We start from the raw sequence: 23,405 nt of genomic DNA, 5'->3' as shown, positions 1-23,405 counted from the left end.
CGGTCTCAGGCGCGGGCGGCCAGCAGCTGCTCGATCACGACGGCCACCCCGTCCTCGTTGTTGGCGCCCGTACGGCCGGAGGCGGCGGCGACCGCGGCGGGGTGGGCGTTGCCCATGGCGTAGGACCGGCCGGCCCAGGTCAGCATCTCGACGTCGTTGGGCATGTCACCGAAGGCCACGACCTCCTCGTGCGAGATGCCGCGCTCGGCGCACTCCAGGGCGAGCGTGCTGGCCTTGGAGACGCCCGGGCCGCTGATCTCCAGCAGGGCGCTGGGGCTGGACCGGGTGACGGTGGCGCGGTTGCCGACGGCGAGGCGGGCGAGGGTGAGGAAGGCGTCCGGGTCGAGGTCGGGGTGGTAGGCGAGGATCTTGAGCACGGGCTCGCCGGCGCTCGGACCGTCGGTCGCCAGGATCTCCTCGGCCGGCAGCAGATGGTCCGGTATCTCCAGGTGCAGCTTGGGATAGGCCCGCTCCTGGTGGAAGCCGTACGTCTGCTCGATCGCGTACACCGTGCCGGGCGCGGCCTCGCGCAGCAGCCGTACCGTGTCCAGCGCGTTCTCCCTCGCCAGGTCGCGCACCTTCACGAAACGGTGGGCACCCGGGCCGCCGTGCAGGTCGACCACGGCCGCGCCGTTGCCGCAGATCGCCAGGCCGTGGCCGTGGACGTGGTCGCTGACCACGTCCATCCAGCGGGCCGGGCGGCCGGTGACGAAGAAGACCTCGACACCCGCCTCCTCGGCGGCGGCCAGCGCGGCGACCGTCCTCGGGGAGACCGACTTGTCGTCGCGCAGCAGGGTGCCGTCGAGATCGGTGGCGATCAGCCGGGGCGGGGTCGCGAAGGCAGGGGTCTCGGGCTGTCGGGTCGCTGAGGTCACCGGGCCATTCTCGCGCATATGCCCGCACGGTCGGGCGGGCGGGCACACAGATGAGACACAGACGACTTCAGAGCGCCACCGCCGCTGCCCTGTTCGGCTGTGCGGTCCAGCCGGGCGGCACGGCTGCGCCGTTCAGGCCAGCTGCGCCAGGGCCTCCATGGCGATCAGCTCGAAGACCTTCTCCTCGGCCGCGAACATCGAGTCAGGGATGGGCCAGTGGATCACCAGCTCGGTGAAGCCCAGCTCCTGGTGACGGCCGGCGAAGTCGACGAACGCGTCCAGGGACTCCAGTGGACGGCCGCGGTCCGGGGTGAACCCGGTGAGCAGGACCTTGTCCAGCTCCGACACGTCCCGGCCGGTCGCCGCGCAGGTCTCGACGAGCTTGCCCAGCTGTCCGCGCAGCGCCTCGAACGACTGCTCGGGCGTGCCGGTCTCGTACAGCTTCGGGTCGCCGGTGGTCACCCACGCCTGGCCGTACCGCGCGGCCAGCTTCAGCCCGCGCGGTCCGGTGGCGGCCACCGCGAACGGCAGCCGGGGCCGCTGCACACAGCCCGGGATGTTGCGCGCCTCGGCGGCCGAGTAGAACTCGCCCTCGTAGGTCACGGCGTCCTCGGTGAGCAGCCGGTCGAGCAGCGCCACGAACTCCGCGAACCGGTCGGCCCGCTCCCGCGGGGCCCACGGCTCCTGGCCCAGCGCGGTGGCGTCGAAGCCGGTGCCTCCGGCGCCGATTCCGAGCGTCACCCGGCCGTCGGAGACGTCGTCGAGAGAGATCAGCTCCTTGGCGAGGGTCACCGGATGCCGGAAGTTCGGCGAGGTGACCAGCGTGCCCAGCCGCATCCGGTCGGTGACGGAGGCGGCGGCGGTCAGCGTCGGTATCGCACCGAACCACGGGTCGTCCCGGAAGCTGCGCCAGGACAGGTGGTCGTACGTGTACGCGGCGTGGAAGCCCAGCTCCTCCGCGCGCGTCCAGGCGGAACGGCCGCCCTCGCTCCAGCGGCGGTACGGGAGGATCACGGTGCTCAGACGCAGACTCATGGGTCCGAGACTAAGGGGACCCACTGCCGGCGGACGAAACGGTCACCGACGGGCGAGGGGACGGTCACCGTACGCGGCTGCTCAGCCAGGGCGTGAGCAGGTGCGCGGCAAGGTGCTCCTTGTAGGTACGGTCCCCGTGCAGCGGCACGATCAGCGAGGCGGCCGGCGGGAAGCGGCGGGCCCGGACATGGGTCAGGCCGCCGAAGACGGAGTGCAGGAAGGCGGGCACGTCCTCGCGCGGGACGTCGTGGAACTCGACGCCCTCGACCGTGATCAGCGCGTCGTCGTCCGGGTAGAGCCGCACGCTGACCTTCGGCAGGCCGCCGAACTCGGCGAACGCCTCGTGCGGCAGCGAACCGTCCGGGTCCGTGGTGACACCGAAGCCCGCCGCGCTGCGCCGCGACGTCCGGTCGGCACCGATGTCGTGCGTGACCTCGATCTCACGTCCGTGCTCGGCGGCGACCGCGCGGAGCGCGCCGACGGCCGCCTCGGTGGTGGGAAGGTGTTCCTGGTGCTCCCGGAACTCCCCGGGCTCGGAATGGTCCATACCACTCATGATGCCGGGTCAGTGCGGATCGGGGAAGCGCAGGTAGCGCGGTGGTACGGCCTGCGTCAGCCACACGCCGTTCGCGCTGATGTGGAAGACGTGCCCGTCCCGGTGCATCGCGCCCGCGTCGACCGACAGCACGACCGGCCGCCCGCGCCGGGCACCGACCCGGGTCGCGGTCTCCCGGTCCGCCGACAGATGCACGTCGTGCCTGTTCATCGGCGTGAGTCCCTCGCTCCGGATCGCGTCCAGGTTCCGTGCGACGGTGCCGTGGTAGAGGTACGGCGGTGGGGTCGCCGGAGGCAGCCCGAGATCGACGTCGATGCTGTGGCCCTGGCTGGCGCGGATCCGGGTGCCTTCGATCGCGAACCGCTGCTTGTCGTTGGCGGCGACGACGTGGTCCAGTTCCTCTCGGGTGACCGGGAAGCCGTGTGCCGTTGCCGCCGCGAGCAGCGTGTCGATCTCCACCCAGCCCGCTTCGTCCAGGCTGAGCCCGATGCGTTCGGGCTGGTGGCGCAGGTGTTTCGAGAGGTACTTCGACACCTTCACGGTGCGCCGCTCGTCCTGTGCTCCTTCTTTGTGTCTCGCGTTCATGCCACCAGCGTGCCGGGCGAGACGCGGATCACGCAGATATTTTTCGCCGCAGGTTTGATCCACAACCAAGTGCGGTTATCCACAAGGAAATTGGCCGAGTTGTGGACAAGTGCTGGGCAATTCGCGGTGGTTCGTCAAGATCGTTAACGAGGCTGTGATCTGGGGTGAGGGCGCCCAAACGCCGTGCTGTCACCTCGCGTTCGGCGGCGACGGCGAGGGACTCCGCGAGGCGGCACGGGCCAACGAGGCGCCTGACGGTGAGAATCGGGTCGGCGGGCAGAGACATCCCACGCGTCTCGTCCGGGGTACTCGGCTGCTCCCCGCGCCGAGTCGCCGGCGCACCTCGCGGGCGGGAACAGGCGTATGGCACGGGTGAGTTCGGCGTCCGCCGTCTGCTGAGTCAGGGGGCGAGAGCGGCGCATGAGCAGACCGCTTCGGTCGCGCCGACGTCGGTGCGGCGGTCTGGGGCGTCGAGATCGCGGGCGAAGACGTGTTCAGAGGCGAACTCCAGGGAGCGGACGGCGATGTGCCTGCGCTGCGTGATCAACTCCCGCCGGTGCTCCGCGATCACGGGGATCGGGACGCCGACCGCGCGCAACTCCGCTGCCACGGCGAGCCGTAGGGGGCTCGGAGCGAGATGAGCCAGGTCCTCGAAGCGTGGTGATGCCGGCCGCGGCTTGGAAGAAGCGCCGGCTGTAGTGTCCCGTCAGGGCGTTGGGAACTGCGCGCTCAGCCCCACGCAGCCGCGGCCGAACAACGACGTCCTACAACCTCGGCTCCACGCGCGCGATTCTCCGCAACACCCCCGGCGCCAGCCGCGACAGCACCCGCGCCCCCCGCGCCTCCGGAGTCACCGGTACCACCGCGCGGTTGTGCTCCACCGCCTCCAGGATCGCCGAAGCGACCTTCTCCGGAGGGTAGTTACGCATGTCGTACAGCCGTGCGGATCGCTTCTGCCGGCGTCGTTGTTCCTCCTCGTCGACCCCGGTGAACCGGGCCGTCGACGTGATGTTGGTGTTGATGAAGCCGGGGCAGATCGCCGTCACCCCGATGCGCTGGGAGGCGAGTTCGGCGCGCAGGCACTCGGACAGCATCAGGACCGCCGCCTTGGAGGTGCTGTAGGCCGGCAGCGCGCGGGAGGGCTGGTACGCGGCGGCCGAGGCGACGTTCACGATGTGGCCGCCCTGAGCGCGCTCCGCCATCCGGGCCCCGAAGAGGCGGCAACCGTGGATCACGCCCCAGAGGTTGACGTCCAGGACCCGCCGCCAGTCCTCCGTCGTCGTCGTGAAGAAGGACCCCGACAGGCCGATGCCCGCGTTGTTGACCAACACGTCCACGACGCCGTACGCACGGTGGACCTTCTCCGCGAGCTTCTCCATGCCCTGCTCGTCGGAGACGTCGGCGGTCTCGGCCCACGCGTCCGCCGCGCCGACCAGCCGGGACAGCTCGGCGGTGCGGGCCGCCGCCTCCGCGTCCCGGTCCACCGCCACCACCCGTGCGCCCGCCTCCGCGAACGCGAACGCCGTCGCCCGCCCGATCCCGCTACCCGCGCCGGTGACCAGGACCAACTGGCCCCCGAACCGCTGGGCATGGCGGTCGGCGCGCTTCGGCTCCGTCTCCCGGCCGTCCTCCACCGACATCACGAACTCCTCGACCCAGGAGGCCACCTGGTCCGGTCGGGTGCGCGGGACCCAGTGCCTGTCGGGCAGGGTGCGGCGGGTGAGCCGCGGCACCCAGCGCTCCAGGTCGTCGTAGAGCCGCTCGGAGAGGAACGCGTCGCCGAGGGGGGTGATGAGCTGCACGGGCGCGTGCGCGTACGCGTCCTCGCGCGGGCGGCGCAGCCGGGCCCGTACGTTGTCGCGGTACAGCCAGGCGCCGTGTGCCGCGTCGGAGGGCAGGGAGGCCGTCGGGTAGTCCCCCGCGGGGAGCTTCTCGGCCCGTCGCAGGATCCCCGGCCAGGCTTTGCCGAGGGGGCCGCGCCAGGCCAGTTCGGGCAGAGCGGGGGTGTGCAGCAGGTACACGTACCAGGACTTGGCGCCCTGGCCGAGGAGCTGGCCCACCCGCCGGGGCGTGGGGCGCCGCACGCGCGCGTTGATCCAGTGCCCGAAGTGGTCCAGGGACGGCCCGGACATCGACGTGAAGGAGGCGATACGGCCCTGAGTCCGCCCCACCGTGACGAACTCCCAGGACTGCACCGAACCCCAGTCGTGGCCGACGAGGTGCACCGGCCGGTCCGGGCTGACCTCGTCGATCACCGCCAGGAAGTCGTCCGTGAGCTTGGCGAGGGTGAAGCCGCCGCGCAGGGGCTTCGGGGCGGTGGAGCGGCCGTGGCCGCGCACGTCGTACAGGACGACGTGGAAGCGGTCGGCGAGGCGGGTCGCGACCTGGGACCACACTTCCTTGCTGTCCGGGTAGCCGTGGACGAGGACGACCGTCGGGGCCGCCGGGTCGCCCAGCTCCGCCACGCACAGCTCGACGCCGCCGGTACGCACCCGCCGCTCGCGCGCGCCTTCGATGTCCGTCACCTGTCCTCCGCCCAGCGCCGCGTGTGCGGCAGATCGTCGTCCAGCCAGAAGGCGCTCTGCTCGGGATCCCGGGAGTCGGTGACCACGAGGATCTCCTCGAACTTGGCGCCCGTGCCCCGGAAGCCGAGATGCGGTTCGACCGCCCACAGGCCCGGCCTGGGCGGGTGGTCGGAGAAGCGGTACGGCGACCACAGGGGCGACCAGCCCTCGCGGTGACCGTGCAGCGCGTCGGCCGCGAGGCCCTTCAGGGACTGGGTGCCGAATCCGAAGAGGTGCGGTGACCAGCGGCGCTGTTTCACCCGGTCCACCTTGTGGGCGATCACACCGAAGGGGTACGCGCGGTGCCGGTTGGCGTAGCCCTGGCGGACCATGAGGCGGTCCACGTCCTCGTAGATCTCGCGCAGCGGGCGCCGCTCGCGCACCTCGCGCAGGATCAGCTCCCGGTGTGCCTCCAGGTCGGCCATCAGCCGGGCCTGCACGGGGTTCGGCCCGAGGGAGCCCGAGTAGCCGACGTCGGCGGTGCGGCCCTCGTACACCGGGGCCAGGTCCAGGATGAACGGCATGCCCGGTGCCAGCCTGCGGTCGGTGGGGAAGAACTGCAGCGGTGTGCGGAAGCCCGTGAACGCCGTGCGGTCACCGAACCAGGCGAAGGGCAGGTGGAACCAGTCCCGCACGCCCCGCGCGCGCAGCCACTCGCGCTGCATCCGGGCCGCCTCGCGTTCGGTGACCCCGGGCTCCAGCCGGGCCGCGACCGCCTGGGCGCACTCGTAGGCGAGCCGCTGGACCCGCCGGAAACCCTGGAGCTCCGTGGCGCGTTCCTTCTTCGATGCCACTGCCGTCGTCATCCGCCCCGTCTCCGTCGACTGCGGTACGTGCCCGTAACTTGACACTGCTGAATGTGACAGTTGTTAGAGGCCACGTCAACAAGGGGTGGTGCGGGCCTGTGGATAACTCTGCGTAGCTCTCAAGGAGGGGGTTCCCCTAGGGTCCCGTAATACTGGAGTCTGAGGAGAAGACGGCTCCGAGGTCTGACGACCGCAGTGGCGCGGGTCACTACCTTCTATGACGTGACTGTGATCGCGACCGAAAGCCTGAGCAAGCGGTTCCCCCGGGTGACCGCGCTCGACCGGCTGTCCGTGGACATCGGACCCGGTGTGACCGGGCTCGTCGGTGCCAACGGCGCCGGCAAGTCCACCCTGATCAAGATCCTGCTGGGTCTGTCCCCCGCGACCGAGGGCAGCGCCGAAGTGCTCGGCCTCGACGTCGCGACCAAGGGCGCCGCCATCCGCGAGCGGGTGGGCTACATGCCGGAGCACGACTGCCTGCCGCCCGACGTCTCGGCCACCGAGTTCGTCGTGCACATGGCCCGGATGTCCGGCCTGCCGCCCGCCGCCGCCCGCGAGCGCACCGCCGACACCCTGCGCCACGTCGGCCTCTACGAGGAGCGGTACCGCCCCATCGGCGGCTACTCGACCGGCATGAAGCAGCGCGTGAAGCTCGCCCAGGCTCTGGTGCACGACCCGCAGCTGGTCTTCCTCGACGAGCCGACCAACGGCCTCGACCCGGTCGGCCGCGACGAGATGCTCGGCCTGATCCGCCGCATCCACACCGACTTCGGCATCTCGGTCCTGGTCACCTCCCACCTGCTCGGTGAACTGGAACGCACCTGCGACCACGTGGTCGTCGTCGACGGCGGGAAGCTGCTGCGCTCCAGCTCCACCACCGACTTCACCCAGTCCACGACCACCCTCGCCATCGAGGTCACCGACAGCGACGAGCACCCGGACGGCACCCGCGCGGTGCGCGACGCGCTCCACGCGCGCGGGGTGGACACGGACAACGAGGGCGGCGGCCTCCCCGGCGCCGGCCACATCCTGCTGCTCACCGCGCAGGGCGAGGAGACGTACGACCTCGTCCGCGACGTCGTCGCCGACCTCGGCCTCGGCCTGGTGCGCATGGAGCAGCGCCGGCACCACATCTCCGAGGTCTTCAGCAGCAGCGACGAGCAGCGGAAGGAGGCTACCGTCCATGGCGGTTGAGCATCCCCTGACCACCCCCGCGGGTGACCAGTCCCGAATCCACGACATCGGCTACCGCGGCTACGACGGCCCACGCCTCGGCCGCGGGTACGCCCGTCTCTCCCTCTACTCGCAGACCCTGCGCGGCTCCTACGGCCTCGGCCGCTCGGTGAAGTCCAAGGTGCTGCCGATGCTGCTCTTCGCGGTGATGTGCGTGCCGGCGGCCATCATGGTCGCCGTCGCCGTCGCCACCAAGGCGCACGACCTGCCGGTGCCCTACACGCGGTACGCGATCATCATGCAGGCGGTCATCAGCCTGTACGTCGCCTCCCAGGCACCCCAGGCCGTCTCCCGCGACCTGCGCTTCAAGACCATCCCGCTGTACTTCTCGCGGCCCATCGAGACCGCCGACTACGTCCAGGCCAAGTTCGCGGCCCTGGCCTCCGCGATGTTCATCCTCACCGGCGCCCCGCTGGTCGTGCTGTACGTGGGCGCCCTGCTCTCCAAGATGGACTTCGCCCACCAGACCAAGGGGTTCGGCCAGGGACTGCTCTCGGCCGCCCTGCTGTCCCTCCTCTTCGCCGGCATCGGCCTGGTCATCGCGGCGGTCACCCCGCGCCGCGGCTTCGGCATCGCCGCCGTGATCGCCGTCCTGACCATCTCCTACGGCGCGGTCTCCACCCTCCAGGCCATCGCCGACTCCCAGGGCAGCACCGGTGCCATCCCGTGGATCGGCCTGTTCTCGCCCGTCACCCTGATCGGCGGCGTGAGCACCGCTCTCCTCGGCGGCACCAACACCTTCCCGGGCGGCGACGGGCCCTCCCATGCCCAGGGCGCGGTGTACCTGCTTGTCATCGTCGGCCTCATCGCCGCCTGCTACGGCCTTCTGCTGCGCCGCTACAAGAAGGTGGGACTGTGACCACGCTCTCCATCGACCACGTCTCCCGCTGGTTCGGCAACGTGGTCGCCGTCAACGACATCACGATGACCATCGGCCCCGGAGTCACCGGCCTCCTCGGCCCCAACGGCGCCGGGAAGTCCACCCTCATCAACATGATGGGCGGCTTCCTGGCCCCCTCCACCGGCACGGTCACCCTCGACGGCCAGCCGACCTGGCGCAACGAGGCCATCTACAAGCACATCGGCATCGTCCCCGAGCGCGAGGCCATGTACGACTTCCTGACCGGCCGCGAATTCGTCGTCGCCAACGCGGAGTTGCACGGCCTCGGCGCCAAGGCCGCCCAGAAGGCCCTCGCCACGGTCGAGATGGAGTACGCGCAGGACCGCAAGATCGCGACGTACTCCAAGGGCATGCGCCAGCGCGTGAAGATGGCGTCCGCACTGGTCCACGAGCCGTCGCTGCTCCTCCTCGACGAGCCCTTCAACGGCATGGACCCGCGCCAGCGCATGCAGCTCATGGAACTGCTGCGGCGCATGGGCGACGAGGGCCGCACGGTCCTGTTCTCCTCCCACATCCTCGAAGAGGTCGAGCAACTCGCCTGGCACATCGAGGTCGTGGTCGCCGGCCGCCACGCGGCCAGCGGCGACTTCCGCAAGATCCGCCGTCTGATGACCGACCGCCCGCACCGCTACCTGGTCCGCTCCAGCGACGACCGCGCCCTCGCGGCCGCGCTGATCGCCGACCCGTCCACGTCGGGCATCGAAGTGGACCTCACGGAGGGCGCGTTGCGCATCCAGGCCGTCGACTTCGGACGCTTCACCGCCCTGCTGCCCAAGGTCGCCCGCGACCACGGCATCCGGCTGCTCACGGTCTCGCCGTCCGACGAGTCCCTCGAATCCGTGTTCTCGTATCTGGTCGCGGCGTAGGAGGCCGAAGATGTACGACCCCACAGTCGCCCGGCTCACCTACCGGGCCCTGCTCGGCCGTCGCCGGGCCCTCATCCTGGGCGCGCTGCCCATGCTGCTGATCGCGATCTCCGTCGTCGTCCGCGGCCTGGCCGGCGCCGACGACCAGACGGCCTCCGACCTGCTCGGCGGCCTCGCTCTCGCGACCATGGTGCCGATCATCGGCGTCATCGCCGGCACGGGTGCGATCGGCCCGGAGATCGACGACGGCTCGGTGGTGTACCTGCTGTCCAAGCCGATCAAACGGCCGACGATCATCTTCACCAAGCTGATCGTGGCGATCGCCGTGACGATGGTCTTCTCGGCCCTGCCGACCCTGATCGCGGGCTTCATCCTCAACGGCAACGGTCAGCAGATCGCCGTCGCCTACACGGTCGCCGCGCTGGTCGCCTCCATCGCCTACGCCGCGCTCTTCCTGCTCCTCGGCACGGTGTCCCGGCACGCCGTGGTCTTCGGGCTCGTCTACGCCCTGGTCTGGGAGGCCCTGTTCGGCTCCCTGGTTCCGGGGGCGCGGACGCTGAGCGTCCAGCAGTGGGCCCTGGCGGTCGCCCACAAGGTGACCGGCGGCGAGCTGGTCACGTCCGACGTGTCGCTGACGACGGGCACGGTGCTGCTGGTCGTGGTGACCGTCCTGGCCACCTGGTACGCCGGCCAGAAGCTGCGCTCGCTGACGCTGGCGGGCGAGGAGTAGACGTCCGCCTTGTTGACGGGGGCTTCATCCGGGTCCGGGCACACTGGGCAAAGGGGATGTTCCGTGGAGAGGAACGGGGATGGCTGAGGACTGGGACGGCGTCGTGCTGAACGAGGACTTCATACGGTCGGCCGAGACCACGGAGCCTTCTGCGCGGGCGCGAATGCTGGCGGCGCGGTGGAAGGCCGCGGGACCGGAGCCTCAGCCGTGGCGGTCGGACGAGGCGCCCGCGGGGTGGTTCTTCAGCAAGGCGCGCCGGCGATGGTGGCGCCGGTAGGTCGTCTTTCGGCCGCGGGCCGGTGGGGGCCGGTCGCGCCCACGCGGCGGAGCCGCATATCGACACAGCCCCGCGCCCCTGAAAGGGCGCGGGCAGTGGGCGCCTCCCAAATAATCGCTGGCGTCCAACTCGGCTCAAAGGCACAGTTGTCGTGTCACCCCACCATCTGGGAGAGGAGCCGGACGATGTCCATGCACGACAGTACGTCCCGCTCCCGTCAGGGCAGCCCACGGCGGATCGCCGTGTAGCTGCCCGGGGCGGCCGCTTCGAGCACGCGATGGTCGCTCTCGCGTGGGCCGCCCACCCGGAGGATTGGCCGAGTGGTAAGGCACTGGCTTGCGCTGTGTTTGATCAAAGCGAGTCACGGTCGGGCCTGGAAAACCCGCGCACGTTCGATCCGTGCATCCTCCGCGAGACGTTGGCACTGAGATTCGGCCGACAGGCAGGGCTGGGGCTGGTCAACAAGGTCCCGGCGCTGCAGCCTGTGCCCACCCTCCCCCACCGCCCTGCGGAAAGACCGCCCACGGCGGTTATCCCAGCAGACGCTCCAACACCACCGCGATCCCGTCCCCCTCGTTGGAAGACGTCACCTCGTCGGCCACCGCGCGCAGCTCCTCATGGGCGTTGGCCATGGCCACCCCCCGAGCCGCCCAGGCGAACATCGGGATGTCGTTCGGCATGTCGCCGAAGGCGATCGTGTCGGCGGACTTGAGGCCCAGCCGGCGCGCGGCCAGGGACAGGCCCGTCGCCTTCGAGAGACCGAGCGGGAGAAGCTCCACGATGCCCTCGCCCGCCATGGCGACGCCCACGAAGCCCCCGGCCGCCTGCCGGGCCGCTTCCGCCAGCTCGTCGTCGGACAGCTCCGGGTGCTGTATGTAGATCTTGTTCAGCGGCGCCGCCCAGAGGTCGGCCGCGTCCGTGAAGGGGGTCGACGGGAGGTGACCCGTCACCGCGTACCCCGGCCCCACCAGCACGTCGCCGTCCAGGCCGTCGCGGCTCGCCGCGAGGTACAGCGGGCCGACCTCCGCCTCGATCTTCGCGAGTGCGACCCCGGCCAGCTGCCGGTCCAGCGTCACGGACGTGAGCAGGCGGTGCGACCCGGCGTCGTACACCTGCGCCCCCTGGCCGCAGACGGCGAGGCCGTCGTAGCCGAGGTCGTCGAGGATGTGCCGGGTCCAGGGGACCGCGCGGCCGGTGACGACGATGTGCGCGGCGCCCGCCGCGGTGGTCGCGGCGAGCGCGTCACGGGTGCGCTGGGAGACCGACTCGTCGGAGCGCAGCAGCGTCCCGTCGAGGTCGGTGGCGATGAGCCCGTAGGGGAAGCTCACCGGGACACCGGCTCCAGGACCTCCCGGCCGCCCAGGTACGGGCGCAGCACCTCGGGCACGTACACCGAACCGTCGGCCTGCTGGTGGTTCTCCAGGATCGCCACGATGGTGCGCGGTACGGCGCACAGCGTGCCGTTGAGCGTGGCCAGCGGCTTGACCTGCTTGCCGTCGCGGACCCGGATCGACAGCCGGCGGGACTGGAACTCGGTGCAGTCCGACGTCGACGTCAGCTCGCGGTACTTGCCCTGCGTCGGGATCCACGCCTCGCAGTCGAACTTGCGGGCGGCCGAGGCGCCGAGGTCACCGGTGGCGACGTCGATCACGCGGAACGGCAGTTCCAGCGAGGTCAGCCACTGCTTCTCCCAGGCCAGCAGACGCTGGTGCTCCGCCTCCGAGTCCTCGGGGGCGACATAGGAGAACATCTCCACCTTGTCGAACTGGTGGACGCGGAAGATGCCCTTGGTGTCCTTGCCGTGCGAACCGGCCTCGCGGCGGAAGCAGGGCGAGAAGCCGGCGTACCGCAGGGGCAGGCGCTCCACGTCGATGATCTCGTCCATGTGGTACGCGGCGAGCGGGACCTCGGAGGTGCCGACCAGGTAGAGGTCGTCCTTGTCGAGGTGGTAGACGTCCTGGGCCGCCTGGCCGAGGAAGCCGGTGCCCGCCATGGACTGCGGGCGGACCAGGGCCGGGGTCAGCATCGGCGTGAAGCCGGCCTCGGTGGCCTGCGCGATCGCCGCGTTGACGAGCGCCAGCTCCAGCAGGGCGCCGACACCGGTCAGGAAGTAGAAGCGGGAGCCGGAGACCTTGGCGCCGCGCTCGACGTCGATCGCGCCGAGGAGCTGGCCCAGCTCCAGGTGGTCCTTGGGTTCGAAGCCCTCGGCGCCGAAGTCGCGGATCGTGCCGTGCGTCTCCAGGGTGACGAAGTCCTCCTCGCCGCCGACGGGGACGTCGGGGTGGACGAGGTTGCCGAGCCTGAGCAGCAGCTCCTGGGTCTCGGCGTCGGCCGCGTCGCGCTCGGCGTCGGCGGTCTTGACGTCGGCGGCGAGCTGGCCGGCCTTCTTCAGCAGCTCGGCCTTCTCGTCACCGGCGGCCTTGGGGATGAGCTTGCCGAGCTGCTTCTGTTCGTTGCGCAGCTCGTCGAAGCGGACGCCGGACGACCTGCGCCGCTCGTCGGCGGAGAGGAGGGCGTCGACGAGCGCGACGTCCTCTCCACGGGCGCGCTGGGACGCGCGCACACGGTCGGGGTCCTCACGGAGCAGGCGAAGGTCAATCACGGAGCCAAGGCTACCGGTGCGGGGTTGCCCCCCACGAATCACTATTCGCATGTGTCCCGAATAGTGGCTTACGTTCCGTTACGGGGCAATTGCCGAGCGTGTCAATAAAAAGCGTCTCACTCCCCGAGACGGGGCAAGTGTGCGGCCCGCGGTTGACTGGATTTCCTTGGGGGGAGCGGGACTTGGGGGTGCCGTTGTCCACAGGGACTCGCACCCTTCCGAGAGTTATCCACAGGGTGTGTGGATGGGGTGTGGACTTCGGAATTGATCACTCCGCAAGCGGCGTGTGAAGAGAGGAATTCCCACCCCAAACCGGGGCAACACCCTCTTTCGAGTGGAAAGGCGTCGCTCCAAAAGATGAACCAAGGGAAACGAGTGGACGAAGGGTGACGTGAGCGGGCGGGGCCGCACCCGTGGCCTGTAGAGCGATTTGTCGACAGACTCATGCGTAGCTGTCGACTTATCCCCAGGTCGAGATCGATGCCTGTGGATAACTCCTGTGGATAACGAAGATAGGAGGGTGTGACCGGCTAGAAGCGGCCGTCCTGGCAGCGCGCCACCCAGTCCGAGGCCGCCACGAACTCCTCGTCCGACGTCCCCAACAGGGTGGGGCCCGTGGCCTCGCCCGGCCTGACGTCCGCCCGCGGGTAGGAGCCGAGGAAACGCACCTGGCGGCAGATCCGCTTCAGCCCCATCAGGGCCTCCGCCACCCGACGGTCGGAGATGTGGCCCTCGGCGTCGATGCAGAAGCAGTAGTTGCCGATGCCGGCACCGGTCGGCCGGGACTGCAGCAGCATGAGGTTGATGCCCCGGGTGGCGAACTCGCCGAGCAGGTCGCGCAGCCCACCGGGATGGTCGTCGTTCTGCCAGAGCACGACCGAGGTCTTGTCCGCGCCGGTCGGGGCGGCCGGCCGGGCCGGGCGGCCCACCAGCACAAACCTGGTCTGCGCGTTCTCCGCGTCGTGGATCTCCGTCTCCAGGGCCTCCAGGCCGTAGCGCGCGGCCGCGAACTCGCCGGCGAAGGCGGCGTCGTAACGGCCCTCCTGGACCAGCCGCGCGCCGTCCGCGTTGGAGGCCGCGGACTCCCAGACGGCCTCCGGGAGGTGGGCCCGCAGCCAGTTGCGGACCTGCGGCTGGGCAGCCGGGTGGGCGGTGACCGTCTTGATGTCGGAGAGCTTGGTGCCCGGCCGGACCAGCAGCGCGAAGGTGATCGACAGCAGCACCTCGCGGTAGATCATCAGCGGCTCGCCCGCGACCAGCTCGTCCAGGGTCGTGGTGATGCCGCCCTCGACGGAGTTCTCGATCGGCACGAACGCGGCCTCGGCCTCGCCGCCCCGCACGGCGTCCAGCGCGGACTGCACGGAGACGTACGGGATCAGCTCCCGGGTCGCGGTCTCCGGGAGGGTGCGCAGGGCGACTTCGGTGAAGGTGCCTTCGGGACCGAGATACGCATAGCTCGCTGGCATGTCCCTCACCCTAACGGGCGCAGGGAGAGGCGGCTCCCTTGTCTCATGGGATCCACTCGACCGGGTGGTTTGAAACCCGGAAACGCACCAATAGTGATCAGAAACCACTCCGGTATCCGGGTATCACCCCTCCAGCAGCCGCTGCCCCACATACTCCCCGGCGGCCGCGCCGCCCGGCACCGCGAACAGGCCGCTCGCCTCGTGCCGGATGTACTGCGACAGCGCGTCCCCGCGGTCCAGCTTCCGCTGCAGCGGCACGAACCCGCGCAGCGGATCCGCCTGCCAGCAGACGAAGAGCAGCCCCGCGTCCGGCGTCCCGTCCGTGTCGATGCCGTCGTGGTACGAGAACGGGCGCCGCAGGATGGCCGCGCCCCCGTTCTGGTCGGGCCGGGTGATCCGGGCATGGGCGTTGATCGGGACGATGTACTCCCCGTCGGCCTTGGCCTTGTCCAGGTCCATCGCCGTCGTCTCGGTGCCCCCGGACAGCGGCGCCCCGTTCGACTTCTTCCGCCCGATCACGTTCTCCTGAGCCGTGAGCGACAGCTTCTCCCAGTCGTCGAGGAGCATGCGGATCCGGCGTACGACGGCATAGGAGCCGTTGGCCATCCATGCCGGGCCGTTCGAACCGCTCGCCGGCACGAAGATCCGCTGGTCGAAGTCCGAGTCCGTCGGCTTGGGATTGCGCGTGCCGTCCAGCTGGCCCATGAGGTTGCGGGCCGTCATGGGATGGGCGGTGGCGCCCGGGGTGCGGTTGAAGCCGTTCATCTGCCAGCGGACCTTCGCCGCACTGCCCGCGTCCTTCTGGATCGCGCGCAGGGCGTGGAAGGCGACGAGGGCGTCGTCGGCGCCGATCTGCACCCACAGGTCGCCGTTGCTGCGCGACTTGTCGAGGTGGTCGGAGGAGAAGTCGGGCAGCGGGTCCAGGGCGGACGGCCGTTGCTTCTCCAGACCGGTACGGCTGAAGAAGCTGTTGCCGAAGCCGAAGGTGACCGTCAGCGACGAGGGCCCCGCGTCCCGGGCCACGTCGGTGTCGTCCTGCGTCATCGGCTCGCCGGCCATCAGCCGCTCGGCCGTCGCCGACCAGCGGCGCAGCAGCGCGGCGGCCTCGGTGCGGCCCGCGCCCGCCGCCAGGTCGAAGGCGACGAGGTGGCCGCGCGCCTGGAGGCCCTCGGTGATGCCTGGCTGATGTTTCCCGTGAAACATCGCGTGGTCGGAGCCCACCGAGCTGAGCGGGGTGGCCTGGGCGGGGGCGGCCGCGTAGCCGACGCCCGCGCCCGCGGCGCCGAGCACGAGTCCGGTGGCCCCGGCGGTGCCGAGCAGCGCGCGCCGGCTGACGCCCCCGGCCGGGGGAGCCTCGGCGGCTGCGGTGCGGGGTTCGGTGAGGGACTGGGACTGTTCGGGCATGGGGCGGTTCAGCCGATCTGCGCGCTCTTGGAGACGGTCACCTGGTCGATGTCGGAGGTCCGCACGGTGACGGAGATCTGCCAGTCGCCGGCCATGGGGATCTGCACCCCGTTCGCGGCCCAGTGCCCGGTGGTGATGTGGTCGGGGGCCACGGGGAGCGGCCCGATCTTCTTGGCTGCGAGGGTGAAGGCGACCTTGACCTCGGGGATGTCGAAGGCACGGCCGTTGGGCCGCTGGACGTAGACGTGCATCTCGTTGCTGCCCACGGTCGCGGGGTCGAGGTCGACGCGGACGACGCCCTTGCCGTCCTTGCCGCCGGTGTCGAAGGACATGTCGAGGGTCAGCGCGCCCGAGGACGAGTTCGACGCCGAGGAGGACGAGGAGGCCGAGGTGGCGGTCTTCGCGTCCTGTTCGGTACGGCCGGGCTCGGTCTGGGTCAGTACGGTCGTGACGGCGAGCAGGACGACGGCGACGCCGGCCTCGGCCAGCACGGAGCGGCGCAGGCCGAAGCGGTGGGGGTCGGCGTCCCGGACGCGCTTCTGCCGGGCGGTGTCCATGGCGGTCCGCTGCCGGGCCAGTTGGGCGGCGCGCTCGGGGTCGTCATCGGCGGACGCGAGCCTGCCGGAGACGCCGGAGACGGCCGTGCCGGCGGCGCTGGAGACGGCCTTGCCGGACGTGGTGGACGCCTCCTTCGTGGCGGCGGACGCCTTGACCGTCTCCTTCTCCTCCTCCATCACCTCTTCCGAGGCCTCTGCCTCTGCATCGGCCTCTGCCTCTGCCTCTGCCTCCGTCCCGGTCTCCGTCACCGAGGCATCCGCGAGCCGTCCCGTCCACCGTCGCGAGATGGACGCGATGCCGACGAGCAGCGCCACGAGCCCGATCTTGACCAGCAGCAGTTCGCCGTACGTCGTGTCGGTGAACGCCGACCAGGAGCCGAGCTGGCGCCAGGACTGGTAGATGCCGGTGGCGACCAGCGCGAGCACCGATCCGAAGGCGACGCGGGAGAAGCGGCGTACCGCGGCGGACTCGACCGGGGCGCCGGCGGGTGCCCGGTAGAGGGCGACCAACAGGGCGGTGAGGCCGCCCAGCCAGGCGGCGACGGCGAGCAGGTGGATGACGTCGACCGGCATCGCGATGCCCGGCTGGAGCCCGGTGGAGGCGTGCTCGGCCATGGCCCAGCTCGCCGCGAGCCCGGCGGCCACGACGGTCCCGCCGATGGCGAGCCCGAAGGTCAGGTCGCGCTTCTCCTCGCCCTCCTCGCGCTTGTCGTAGGCGCCGAAGAGGACGGCGATGAACAGTGCGGCCGCCGCGAGCAGCAGCAGCCGGGAGACCAGGGCCGCGCCGGCCTTGGTCTGCAGGACCTGCCCGAGGAGGTTCAGGTCGAAGATGTCGCCGACGCTGCCGGAGGTCGTGTAGGAGCCGCGCAGGAGCAGCAGCCAGAGGGTGGCGGCGGTGAGCGTCAGCCAGCCACCGACGACAAGGCGTTGCATGGCCCGCACTCCGGAGCCGCGCTGCCAGCAGGCGAGGACGAAGGTGGCGCCACCGACGAGCACGATGTACCCGGCGTAGGACATGTACCGCCCGAAGCCGTACAGCCAGCCGACGACCCCGCCGCCGACGTCCTGGTCACCGACCGAGGCGACGGTCTTCGAAGGCGTTCCCACGGAGAAGGTGAAGGCGCCGGCGACGGGGTGGCTGTCCGCCGAGACGACCTGCCAGGCGACGGTGTACGTGCCCTTGCTCAGCCCGCTCTTGAGCCGCACGCCGTACGTCGTCCCGCTCAGGTCGTCCGGCTTGGCCAGGTCGACCCGTTTGCCCTTGGGGTCGAGGACCCGGATCGAGTTGTCGTTCATCGACACGTTCTCGGAGAACGTGAGCGATACCTGGTCGGGCGCCTTGGTGACCACCACCCCCTGGGAGGGGTCGCTGCCGGTCAGCGCGGCGTGCGCGGAGGCCGGCCCGGCGCCGGCCAACAGCGCGCCGGTGACGGCGAGGAACAGCAGCACCAGGGTGCGCAGGCGGGGGGTGATGGTCCGCGTCAAGGTCGGTCCCTCCCTCAGTGTCCGGTCGACGGGTTGTACGTGGCGGACTTCACCGGCATCTCGACGGTGAGCGGACCGGATTCGGCGAACTTGAGTCTCAAGGTGATCGTGTCGCCCTGGGCCGGGCGGCGCTTCAGCTTCTCGAACATCAGATGGTTGCCGCCGCTTTTGAACACGAGTTGACCATGGGCGGGCACCTCGAAGGCGCTGACCTGCTCCATCGCCCCGCCGTTGGTCTCGTGCATGGTGATCTCACCGGCGGATTCACTGGTGACGGAGGTCAGCTCGTCCTTCGTGCCGCCCCTGTTGGTGATCGTCAGGAATCCGGCGGCCATGTCGGCGGAGACCGGCTGGGGCATGTAGGAGGCGCCGACGGACAGTTCGGCGCGTGAGGAACCCGAAGGATCCGAACCGCCGCAGCCCGCCAGGGCAAGAGCCCCCGTGATCGCTATCCCGGTCACGGCAAGGTGCTTCACGGGTTTCACGGGTTCTCCCCCTTGATCAGCTTGGGGAGGTCCTTGGTGTAGTCGTCGACGGTGGCGTCCTCGCCGTACAGGACGTATCCACCGTTGGTCTTCGGCGAGAACGCGATGACCTGGGTGCCGTGCACCGAGACGACCTTGCCGGTCTTCTTGTCCTTGTGGGTCGGCTCGATGGAGATGCCGAGGGTGCGGGCGCCGGCCTGGATGGTGGCGAAGTCGCCGGTCAGTCCGACGAAGCTCGGGTCGATGCCCTTGAGCCACTTGCCGAGTTCGGACGGGGTGTCGCGGGCCGGGTCGGTGGTCACGAACACCACCCGCAGCTTCGCCTGGTCGGCCTTGGACAGCGCCTTCTTGGCGACCGCGAGGTTGTTCATGGTCAGCGGGCAGACGTCGGGGCAGTGCGTGTAGCCGAAGTAGATCAGCGTCGGCCTGCCCTTGGTCTCCGCACGCAGGTCGTACTTGTCGCCGTGGGTGTCGGTGAGCACCAGGTCCGGCTTCTCGAACGGGGTGTCGAGGATGGTCGCGGCCTTGTTCGAGGTGTCCCCGGCGACCACGGTGACGGGTGACTTCGCGTCGTCGCCGCTGCCGCAGGCGGAGAGGGTCAGGGAGGCGGCGGCGAGCAGCGCGGCCGCGGCGAACGTCTTCTTGCGCATACGAAAATGTCCCAGATGTGAGAGATCCGGCGCGCACCGGGGTCGTACGACGGTCGTGGGAGTACGACAGCCTCGCACGGCCCCCTGTGCGCTACGGACGCGGAACTCAGGCCTCGGTGCCGGTGGTGGGCCGGCGGCGGCCGGCGAGGACGCCGTAGGCGACCCCGGCGGCGCCGACGACGATGCCGACGACGCCGAGGACGCGGGCGGTGGTGTCACTGCCGCCGGCGGAGCCGGAGTCGTCGGAGGCGGTGGTCTCGGTCCTGGCCGAGGTCTCCTCGGCCGTGTCCTCGGCCGTGGCGGACCCGTGGTGGTCGTCGGTGGCGGCGGACAGCGCGAGGACCGGGGCCGGGTTCTCCGGCTCGTCCTGGCCCTCCTGCTGTACCTCGATCCAGCGGACGACCTCCTTGTTGGAGTACGTCTGGACCGCCTTGAAGACCAGTTCGTCGGTGTTCTCGGGCAGGGCGCCCACGGAGAGCGGGAACTTCTGGAAGTAGCCCGGCTCGATGCCCTTGTCCTCGGCGGTCCAGGTGACCTTGGTGACCGCCTGGTCGATCTTCTCGCCGTGCATCTCCAGCGGCTTGGCCAGCTTGGACTTGGTGACCTCGATCTTCCAGCCGGCCATCGGCTGCGGCATCACGGACGCGATCGGATGGTCGGCGGGGAAGTTGACCTCGACCTTGGTGGTCGAGGCGTCGTCCCGCTCGTTGGGGACCTTGAAGTCGATGACCGCGTAACCGCCCTTGGCGGCGGTGCCCTCGGGCTGCACGCTGACATGCGCGAACGCGGGCGAGCAGACGGCCAGTACGGCCGTACCCGTGACGGCGGCGACGGCGGCGATCCGAGAGGCCTTCACGGCGGACACGGCCTTCACGGCGGACACGGCGGACATGGCGGAAGCCTTCATTGCAGGGAGCACTCCACTCCGAGTGAGTTCTGTCGTCGAGGGGCGCGTGGCAGACCGGAGGCCGGAAGCCGACAGGGGAACCGGAAGCGGCCATCGAAAGCACGCGCGCGTGCCGCACGACGATGGCCGGCTCCTCCGGATCCGGGCAGATCCCGGGGAGTGCGCTGGTCGCGTCGTGTCAGGCGGCGAGAACGAGTACGGCGGTGGCCACGGGCGGCCCGCGCCGGATCACGGAGTGCTGGAGCGCGACGGTGCGCGGGGCGGCCGGGATGTCCCAGGTGCTACGACGGCCGCGCGCGGGCGCCTCGGGTACGGACACGAGCCCGGCGCACAGGGCGCACGCCAGCGCGAGCGCCCGGTGCAGGGAACGGACGAGCGCCCCCTCGGCGACCCCGTGCGCCGAATCGGCCGACAGCCGCATCAGCCGCAGCAGCGCCAGGTCGCCCCGGCGCAGCAGCCACCCGGCCACCACGGCCGCGAGGACGTGTCCGAGCAGCATGGGCACGGAGGGCAGCAGCGAGCCGGAGGCCCCGGTGGCGTCCGCGGCGTGGGCAGCCCCGCTCGTGCCGGTGGCGGGCGCGGAGGTGCTGAGATGGGCGTCCACGAGGATCTTGTACGCGTGGGCGGGGCTGATCTGAGCGGCCCCGGCCCCGCACACCAGCCTCGCGGCCCGCTCCACCAGCGAGGCATCGCTCATGGATGTCGACGACATGGACGACATGGACGACATCGATGACATGGACATCGAGCCGCCGGCCAGCACGGAACCGCCGTGCTGGCCCAGCCCGAACAGTGTGTGGAGCACGGTCTGCGCCACCGCGAGCAGAGCCACGATCCCCGGCAGCGAGCGGGCCCGGCCGGTCAGCGGGGCGACGAGCGCCAGGGTGCCCAGGAAGCCCGCGCCGAGTGTCCACAGCGGAACGGTCGCGCAGGAGGCCAGGGTGTGCCCCGCAGCTGCCAGCACGACGCAGAGCGCGGCGAACACAGCGGCCCGCAGGAGCCGCAGTCCGCTTCCGGTGCGCGCCGCGCGCGGGTGGGGGGCAGTCATGGCGCGCTCATCATCGCACTGGACCCCCACCCGCTTGACGCCAGGTCCGGAAGATGCCGTTACGTGCGGAAACGCTGGGCGGCAGAAGGTGATCGAGAGAGAGAACCGAATGATCACCTTGTGCCGAACCACCCGCTCATACACCGAAACCTCCCCCCGCGCATCCCCCGGATGGGCGTTCTCACATGAACGGAGTGCTTACACCCGCGCACGGGTGGCAATAGGTATCGGTATGTCGAGCCGCGGCCAGGAGGCTGGAGCATGAGCATCTGGTGGTCACTCCATCTGCGGCGTGAGGCCGCGAGCGTGCCGCTCGCCCGTCGGTTGCTGATCGGCACGATGGAGACGGCGGGCGTCGACCCCGACATCTCCTACGACCTCTCCGTCGCCCTCAGCGAGGCCTGCGCGAACGCCGTCGAGCACGGCGGGGCGGGCCGTACCTCGGAGGCGTACCGGGTCACCGCCTACCTGGACGGTGAGAAGTGCCGTATCGAGGTGGCCGATTCGGGGCCGGGACTCGGTCCGGGGTTCGCCCGCACCCAGGACCTCAGGCCAGCCCGTCCCGACGCCGAGCACGGGAGAGGCCTCTGTCTCATCAGAGAACTCGCGGATCACGTCCACATCGGCAACAAGCCGGGCCGCGGTGGCACCGTGGTCAGCTTCGACAAGATCCTCAAGTGGAAGAAAGATCCTTCCCTGCTTTCGGCATGACTCTCGCCCCCGCATAACACCCGCGCTAGGGTGCGCGCATGATTCCCAGAAAGATTAAAGAAAGCCTGCTCACCCCAGGTGTGATATTGCGTCCGATTGCCGTCGGCGATGCCAAAGCGCTGTGCACCGCATACGTCGGCAACCGAAGCCATCTCGAACCCTGGGAACCGGTCAGACCCGATTCCTTCTTCACCGTCGAGGGCCAGACCGAGCGCATCGAATGCCTGCTGGGACAGGTCGCCGACGGCCTCATGGCGCCCTGGGTCATGGAGTCGGCCGAAGACGGCCGTATCGTCGGGGCGATCACCCTTTCCGGAATTTCGCTGGGGCCTTTCTGTAGTTCCTACGTCGGCTATTGGGTGGCCGCCGATCAGCAGGGCCGTGGTCTGGCCACCGCCGCTCTGGATCGGGTCTGCGAGATCGCAAGGGATGTCGTGGGACTTCACCGGATCGAGGCGTCCACCCTGATCGAGAACACGACGTCCCAACGCGTGCTGAAGAAATGCGGGTTCGAGACGATCGGTGATGCGCCGCAGTATCTCCACATCAATGGAGAATGGCGGGACAGCCGGTTGTTCCAGCGGATCCTGCACGACCGTGCCCCGGCCCTGTGACCAGCGGCTTCCCGGCTGGTTCAGTTTCCTGGGCGTTCACAGGCCGTTCCCAGCCCCTGCCCATGCCCCTGACAAACGGCGTTCCTAGCTTCGTCGACCATGACGGGAAACCACAAAAACACGTCGATCACCCGCCGCCGTGCCCTCGCGGTCTCCGGCGGCACGGTGGCGGCCGGCGGCCTCGCGGTCGCCGGCTTCCAGTCGGCCTTCGCCGACACGACCGACACCAGCACCGACGCGGAAGCCGCAGCCTCCGCGAGTTCGACCAGTGGCGAGTGCATGACGCTGATGAGCAGCGTCACGGAAGGGCCGTACTACCTCGATGGTGCCTTGGTGCGCAAGGACATCACCGAGGGCAAGGCCGGTGTTCCGCTGACCCTGCGCCTGACCGTCGTGGACGCCACCGACGGCTGCACCCCGGTCAAGGGCGCGGCGGTCGAGATCTGGCACTGCGACGCCTGGGGCTACTACTCCGGCTACACCACCGCCAACCCCGGCGGTTCCGCCCCCGCGGAGAGCGAGGAGGGCGACTCCGCCGACGACAACACCTACCTGCGCGGCTACCAGATCGCCAATGCCAACGGGGTCGTCAAGTTCGAGACGATCTTCCCCGGCTGGTACACCCCCCGCACCTGCCACATCCACGTGAAGGTGCACACGGGCGGCGAGAAGGAGGACGGCACCTACGAGGGCGGCAAGGTCAACTACACCGGCCAGCTGTTCTTCGCCGACGACATCGCCGAGGAGATCTTCACCCTTGAGCCCTACTCGAAGCACACCGGCGACTACACCGTCCTCGCCAAGGACATGGTGTACGACGGCGGAGGCGCCGCCAGCGGTCTGCTCACCCTGAAGGCCGTGCACAAGAAGGACCCTTCGAAGGGCTACAAGGGATCCCTGACCCTGGCCGTCGACCCGGACGCCGAGAGCACGGGTGCCGGCAGCGGTGGCGGCGGTACCCCGCCGAGCGGCGCTCCCACGGGCGCTCCGCCGAGCGACGACCCCAGCGACAGCGCCTCCCCTTCGGCCTCCGCCTCCTCATAAGGTA

General features: G+C 70.2%; 24 protein-coding genes and 1 tRNA gene. 9 read left to right on the top strand and 16 right to left on the bottom strand.

Annotated features, from left to right (window positions below; translation table 11 throughout):
• Positions 1–5: 5 nt before the first annotated feature.
• The 7 genes from OHB00_RS25415 to OHB00_RS25385 all read right to left on the bottom strand — a co-directional run bounded on the left by OHB00_RS25415 (position 6) and on the right by OHB00_RS25385 (position 6,421).
• Complete coding sequence (locus OHB00_RS25415; protein ID WP_406437846.1) at positions 6–893, bottom strand: HAD-IIB family hydrolase; 888 nt, start codon at positions 891–893, stop codon at positions 6–8.
• Between the two features lie 114 nt (positions 894–1,007).
• Complete coding sequence (locus tag OHB00_RS25410; RefSeq protein ID WP_406437845.1) at positions 1,008–1,910, bottom strand: LLM class flavin-dependent oxidoreductase; 903 nt, start codon at positions 1,908–1,910, stop codon at positions 1,008–1,010.
• Between the two features lie 64 nt (positions 1,911–1,974).
• Positions 1,975–2,457 (bottom strand): hypothetical protein, encoded by a 483-nt coding sequence (locus tag OHB00_RS25405; protein ID WP_406437843.1) that lies wholly within the window; start codon positions 2,455–2,457, stop codon positions 1,975–1,977.
• An 18-nt stretch (positions 2,458–2,475) separates the two neighbouring features.
• A complete protein-coding gene (locus OHB00_RS25400; protein WP_406437841.1) occupies positions 2,476–3,051 on the bottom strand; it encodes an RNA 2'-phosphotransferase in 576 nt (191 codons plus the stop codon).
• A 400-nt stretch (positions 3,052–3,451) separates the two neighbouring features.
• Positions 3,452–3,661, bottom strand: a complete 210-nt coding sequence (locus tag OHB00_RS25395; protein WP_406437839.1) for a hypothetical protein — start codon at positions 3,659–3,661, stop codon at positions 3,452–3,454.
• Between the two features lie 154 nt (positions 3,662–3,815).
• Positions 3,816–5,576, bottom strand: a complete 1,761-nt coding sequence (locus OHB00_RS25390; protein WP_406437838.1) for an SDR family oxidoreductase — start codon at positions 5,574–5,576, stop codon at positions 3,816–3,818.
• Positions 5,573–6,421: a M24 family metallopeptidase gene (locus OHB00_RS25385; protein WP_406437836.1), complete on the bottom strand. Its 849-nt coding sequence runs from the start codon at positions 6,419–6,421 to the stop codon at positions 5,573–5,575. Before OHB00_RS25385 ends, OHB00_RS25390 begins: the two co-directional genes overlap by 4 nt.
• A 228-nt stretch (positions 6,422–6,649) precedes the next feature.
• On the opposite strand from OHB00_RS25385, the gene OHB00_RS25380 reads away from it, so the two are divergent.
• From OHB00_RS25380 to OHB00_RS25355, 6 genes are all read left to right on the top strand, one after another.
• Positions 6,650–7,615 carry an ABC transporter ATP-binding protein gene (locus OHB00_RS25380; RefSeq protein ID WP_406445978.1) on the top strand — a complete coding sequence of 322 codons (966 nt, stop codon included), beginning with the start codon at positions 6,650–6,652 and terminating at the stop codon, positions 7,613–7,615.
• Positions 7,605–8,513 (top strand): ABC transporter permease, encoded by a 909-nt coding sequence (locus OHB00_RS25375; RefSeq protein WP_406437834.1) that lies wholly within the window; start codon positions 7,605–7,607, stop codon positions 8,511–8,513. Before OHB00_RS25380 ends, OHB00_RS25375 begins: the two co-directional genes overlap by 11 nt.
• On the top strand, positions 8,510–9,421 hold the full coding sequence (locus tag OHB00_RS25370; protein ID WP_406437833.1) for an ABC transporter ATP-binding protein: 912 nt from the start codon (positions 8,510–8,512) through the stop codon (positions 9,419–9,421). The genes OHB00_RS25375 and OHB00_RS25370 overlap by 4 nt, the downstream gene beginning before the upstream one ends.
• A gap of 10 nt (positions 9,422–9,431) precedes the next feature.
• The gene (locus OHB00_RS25365) at positions 9,432–10,151 is read left to right on the top strand and encodes an ABC transporter permease (RefSeq protein WP_406437831.1); all 720 of its coding nucleotides are present in this window, start codon (positions 9,432–9,434) and stop codon (positions 10,149–10,151) included.
• Positions 10,152–10,230: 79 nt separating this feature from the next.
• Positions 10,231–10,428 carry a hypothetical protein gene (locus OHB00_RS25360; RefSeq protein ID WP_406437829.1) on the top strand — a complete coding sequence of 66 codons (198 nt, stop codon included), beginning with the start codon at positions 10,231–10,233 and terminating at the stop codon, positions 10,426–10,428.
• Between the two features lie 306 nt (positions 10,429–10,734).
• Positions 10,735–10,839, top strand: a tRNA-OTHER gene (locus OHB00_RS25355).
• Between the two features lie 119 nt (positions 10,840–10,958).
• Here OHB00_RS25355 and OHB00_RS25350 read toward each other — a convergent pair.
• The 9 genes from OHB00_RS25350 to OHB00_RS25310 all read right to left on the bottom strand — a co-directional run bounded on the left by OHB00_RS25350 (position 10,959) and on the right by OHB00_RS25310 (position 21,032).
• The gene (locus OHB00_RS25350; RefSeq protein ID WP_406437827.1) at positions 10,959–11,756 is read right to left on the bottom strand and encodes an HAD family hydrolase; all 798 of its coding nucleotides are present in this window, start codon (positions 11,754–11,756) and stop codon (positions 10,959–10,961) included.
• Positions 11,753–13,030, bottom strand: coding sequence for a serine--tRNA ligase (serS, locus tag OHB00_RS25345; protein ID WP_406437825.1), 1,278 nt, complete (start codon positions 13,028–13,030; stop codon positions 11,753–11,755). The genes OHB00_RS25350 and serS overlap by 4 nt, the downstream gene beginning before the upstream one ends.
• Before the next feature lie 530 nt (positions 13,031–13,560).
• The gene (gene pheA / locus OHB00_RS25340; protein WP_406437823.1) at positions 13,561–14,496 is read right to left on the bottom strand and encodes a prephenate dehydratase; all 936 of its coding nucleotides are present in this window, start codon (positions 14,494–14,496) and stop codon (positions 13,561–13,563) included.
• A 123-nt stretch (positions 14,497–14,619) separates the two neighbouring features.
• Complete coding sequence (gene efeB, locus OHB00_RS25335) at positions 14,620–15,900, bottom strand: iron uptake transporter deferrochelatase/peroxidase subunit (RefSeq protein ID WP_406437822.1); 1,281 nt, start codon at positions 15,898–15,900, stop codon at positions 14,620–14,622.
• An 8-nt stretch (positions 15,901–15,908) separates the two neighbouring features.
• Entirely contained in the window at positions 15,909–17,942 is a 2,034-nt protein-coding gene (locus tag OHB00_RS25330) for a copper resistance protein CopC (protein WP_406437820.1), read from the bottom strand.
• Between the two features lie 14 nt (positions 17,943–17,956).
• Complete coding sequence (locus OHB00_RS25325) at positions 17,957–18,427, bottom strand: copper chaperone PCu(A)C (RefSeq protein WP_406437819.1); 471 nt, start codon at positions 18,425–18,427, stop codon at positions 17,957–17,959.
• Entirely contained in the window at positions 18,424–19,077 is a 654-nt protein-coding gene (locus OHB00_RS25320) for an SCO family protein (protein ID WP_406437818.1), read from the bottom strand. Before OHB00_RS25320 ends, OHB00_RS25325 begins: the two co-directional genes overlap by 4 nt.
• Before the next feature lie 106 nt (positions 19,078–19,183).
• Positions 19,184–19,933, bottom strand: coding sequence for a YcnI family protein (locus tag OHB00_RS25315; protein WP_406445976.1), 750 nt, complete (start codon positions 19,931–19,933; stop codon positions 19,184–19,186).
• A 229-nt stretch (positions 19,934–20,162) separates the two neighbouring features.
• Positions 20,163–21,032 carry a hypothetical protein gene (locus OHB00_RS25310; protein WP_406437817.1) on the bottom strand — a complete coding sequence of 290 codons (870 nt, stop codon included), beginning with the start codon at positions 21,030–21,032 and terminating at the stop codon, positions 20,163–20,165.
• A gap of 261 nt (positions 21,033–21,293) precedes the next feature.
• Here OHB00_RS25310 and OHB00_RS25305 point away from each other — a divergent pair, with 261 nt between their 5' ends.
• The 3 genes from OHB00_RS25305 (at position 21,294) to OHB00_RS25295 (ending at position 23,401) form a co-directional block, all read left to right on the top strand.
• Positions 21,294–21,743: an ATP-binding protein gene (locus OHB00_RS25305; protein WP_089100542.1), complete on the top strand. Its 450-nt coding sequence runs from the start codon at positions 21,294–21,296 to the stop codon at positions 21,741–21,743.
• 38 nt (positions 21,744–21,781) lie between these two features.
• Positions 21,782–22,357, top strand: coding sequence for a GNAT family N-acetyltransferase (locus OHB00_RS25300; protein WP_406437815.1), 576 nt, complete (start codon positions 21,782–21,784; stop codon positions 22,355–22,357).
• 99 nt (positions 22,358–22,456) lie between these two features.
• Entirely contained in the window at positions 22,457–23,401 is a 945-nt protein-coding gene (locus OHB00_RS25295; protein WP_406437813.1) for an intradiol ring-cleavage dioxygenase, read from the top strand.
• The last annotated feature ends 4 nt before the right edge of the window (positions 23,402–23,405 follow it).

It is taken from the genome of Streptomyces sp. NBC_00631, assembly GCF_045206895.1.
Classification (GTDB): domain Bacteria; phylum Actinomycetota; class Actinomycetes; order Streptomycetales; family Streptomycetaceae; genus Streptomyces.
Note: the sequence above shows the minus strand (reverse complement) of the source record. Positions and strands in the feature narration are given on the sequence as shown.

Bases quoted from the DNA above. Each gene is read 5' to 3' on its own strand.
- efeB (WP_406437822.1), bottom strand. From the start codon at position 15,900: ATGCCCGAACAGTCCCAGTCCCTCACCGAACCCCGCACCGCAGCCGCC.
- pheA (WP_406437823.1), bottom strand. From the start codon at position 14,496: ATGCCAGCGAGCTATGCGTATCTCGGTCCCGAAGGCACCTTCACCGAA.
- OHB00_RS25310 (WP_406437817.1), bottom strand. From the start codon at position 21,032: ATGACTGCCCCCCACCCGCGCGCGGCGCGCACCGGAAGCGGACTGCGG.
- OHB00_RS25320 (WP_406437818.1), bottom strand. From the start codon at position 19,077: ATGCGCAAGAAGACGTTCGCCGCGGCCGCGCTGCTCGCCGCCGCCTCC.
- OHB00_RS25405 (WP_406437843.1), bottom strand. From the start codon at position 2,457: ATGGACCATTCCGAGCCCGGGGAGTTCCGGGAGCACCAGGAACACCTT.
- OHB00_RS25385 (WP_406437836.1), bottom strand. From the start codon at position 6,421: ATGACGACGGCAGTGGCATCGAAGAAGGAACGCGCCACGGAGCTCCAG.
- OHB00_RS25360 (WP_406437829.1), top strand. From the start codon at position 10,231: ATGGCTGAGGACTGGGACGGCGTCGTGCTGAACGAGGACTTCATACGG.
- OHB00_RS25305 (WP_089100542.1), top strand. From the start codon at position 21,294: ATGAGCATCTGGTGGTCACTCCATCTGCGGCGTGAGGCCGCGAGCGTG.
- OHB00_RS25400 (WP_406437841.1), bottom strand. From the start codon at position 3,051: ATGAACGCGAGACACAAAGAAGGAGCACAGGACGAGCGGCGCACCGTG.
- OHB00_RS25365 (WP_406437831.1), top strand. From the start codon at position 9,432: ATGTACGACCCCACAGTCGCCCGGCTCACCTACCGGGCCCTGCTCGGC.
- OHB00_RS25415 (WP_406437846.1), bottom strand. From the start codon at position 893: ATGCGCGAGAATGGCCCGGTGACCTCAGCGACCCGACAGCCCGAGACC.
- OHB00_RS25295 (WP_406437813.1), top strand. From the start codon at position 22,457: ATGACGGGAAACCACAAAAACACGTCGATCACCCGCCGCCGTGCCCTC.
- OHB00_RS25410 (WP_406437845.1), bottom strand. From the start codon at position 1,910: ATGAGTCTGCGTCTGAGCACCGTGATCCTCCCGTACCGCCGCTGGAGC.
- OHB00_RS25300 (WP_406437815.1), top strand. From the start codon at position 21,782: ATGATTCCCAGAAAGATTAAAGAAAGCCTGCTCACCCCAGGTGTGATA.
- OHB00_RS25375 (WP_406437834.1), top strand. From the start codon at position 7,605: ATGGCGGTTGAGCATCCCCTGACCACCCCCGCGGGTGACCAGTCCCGA.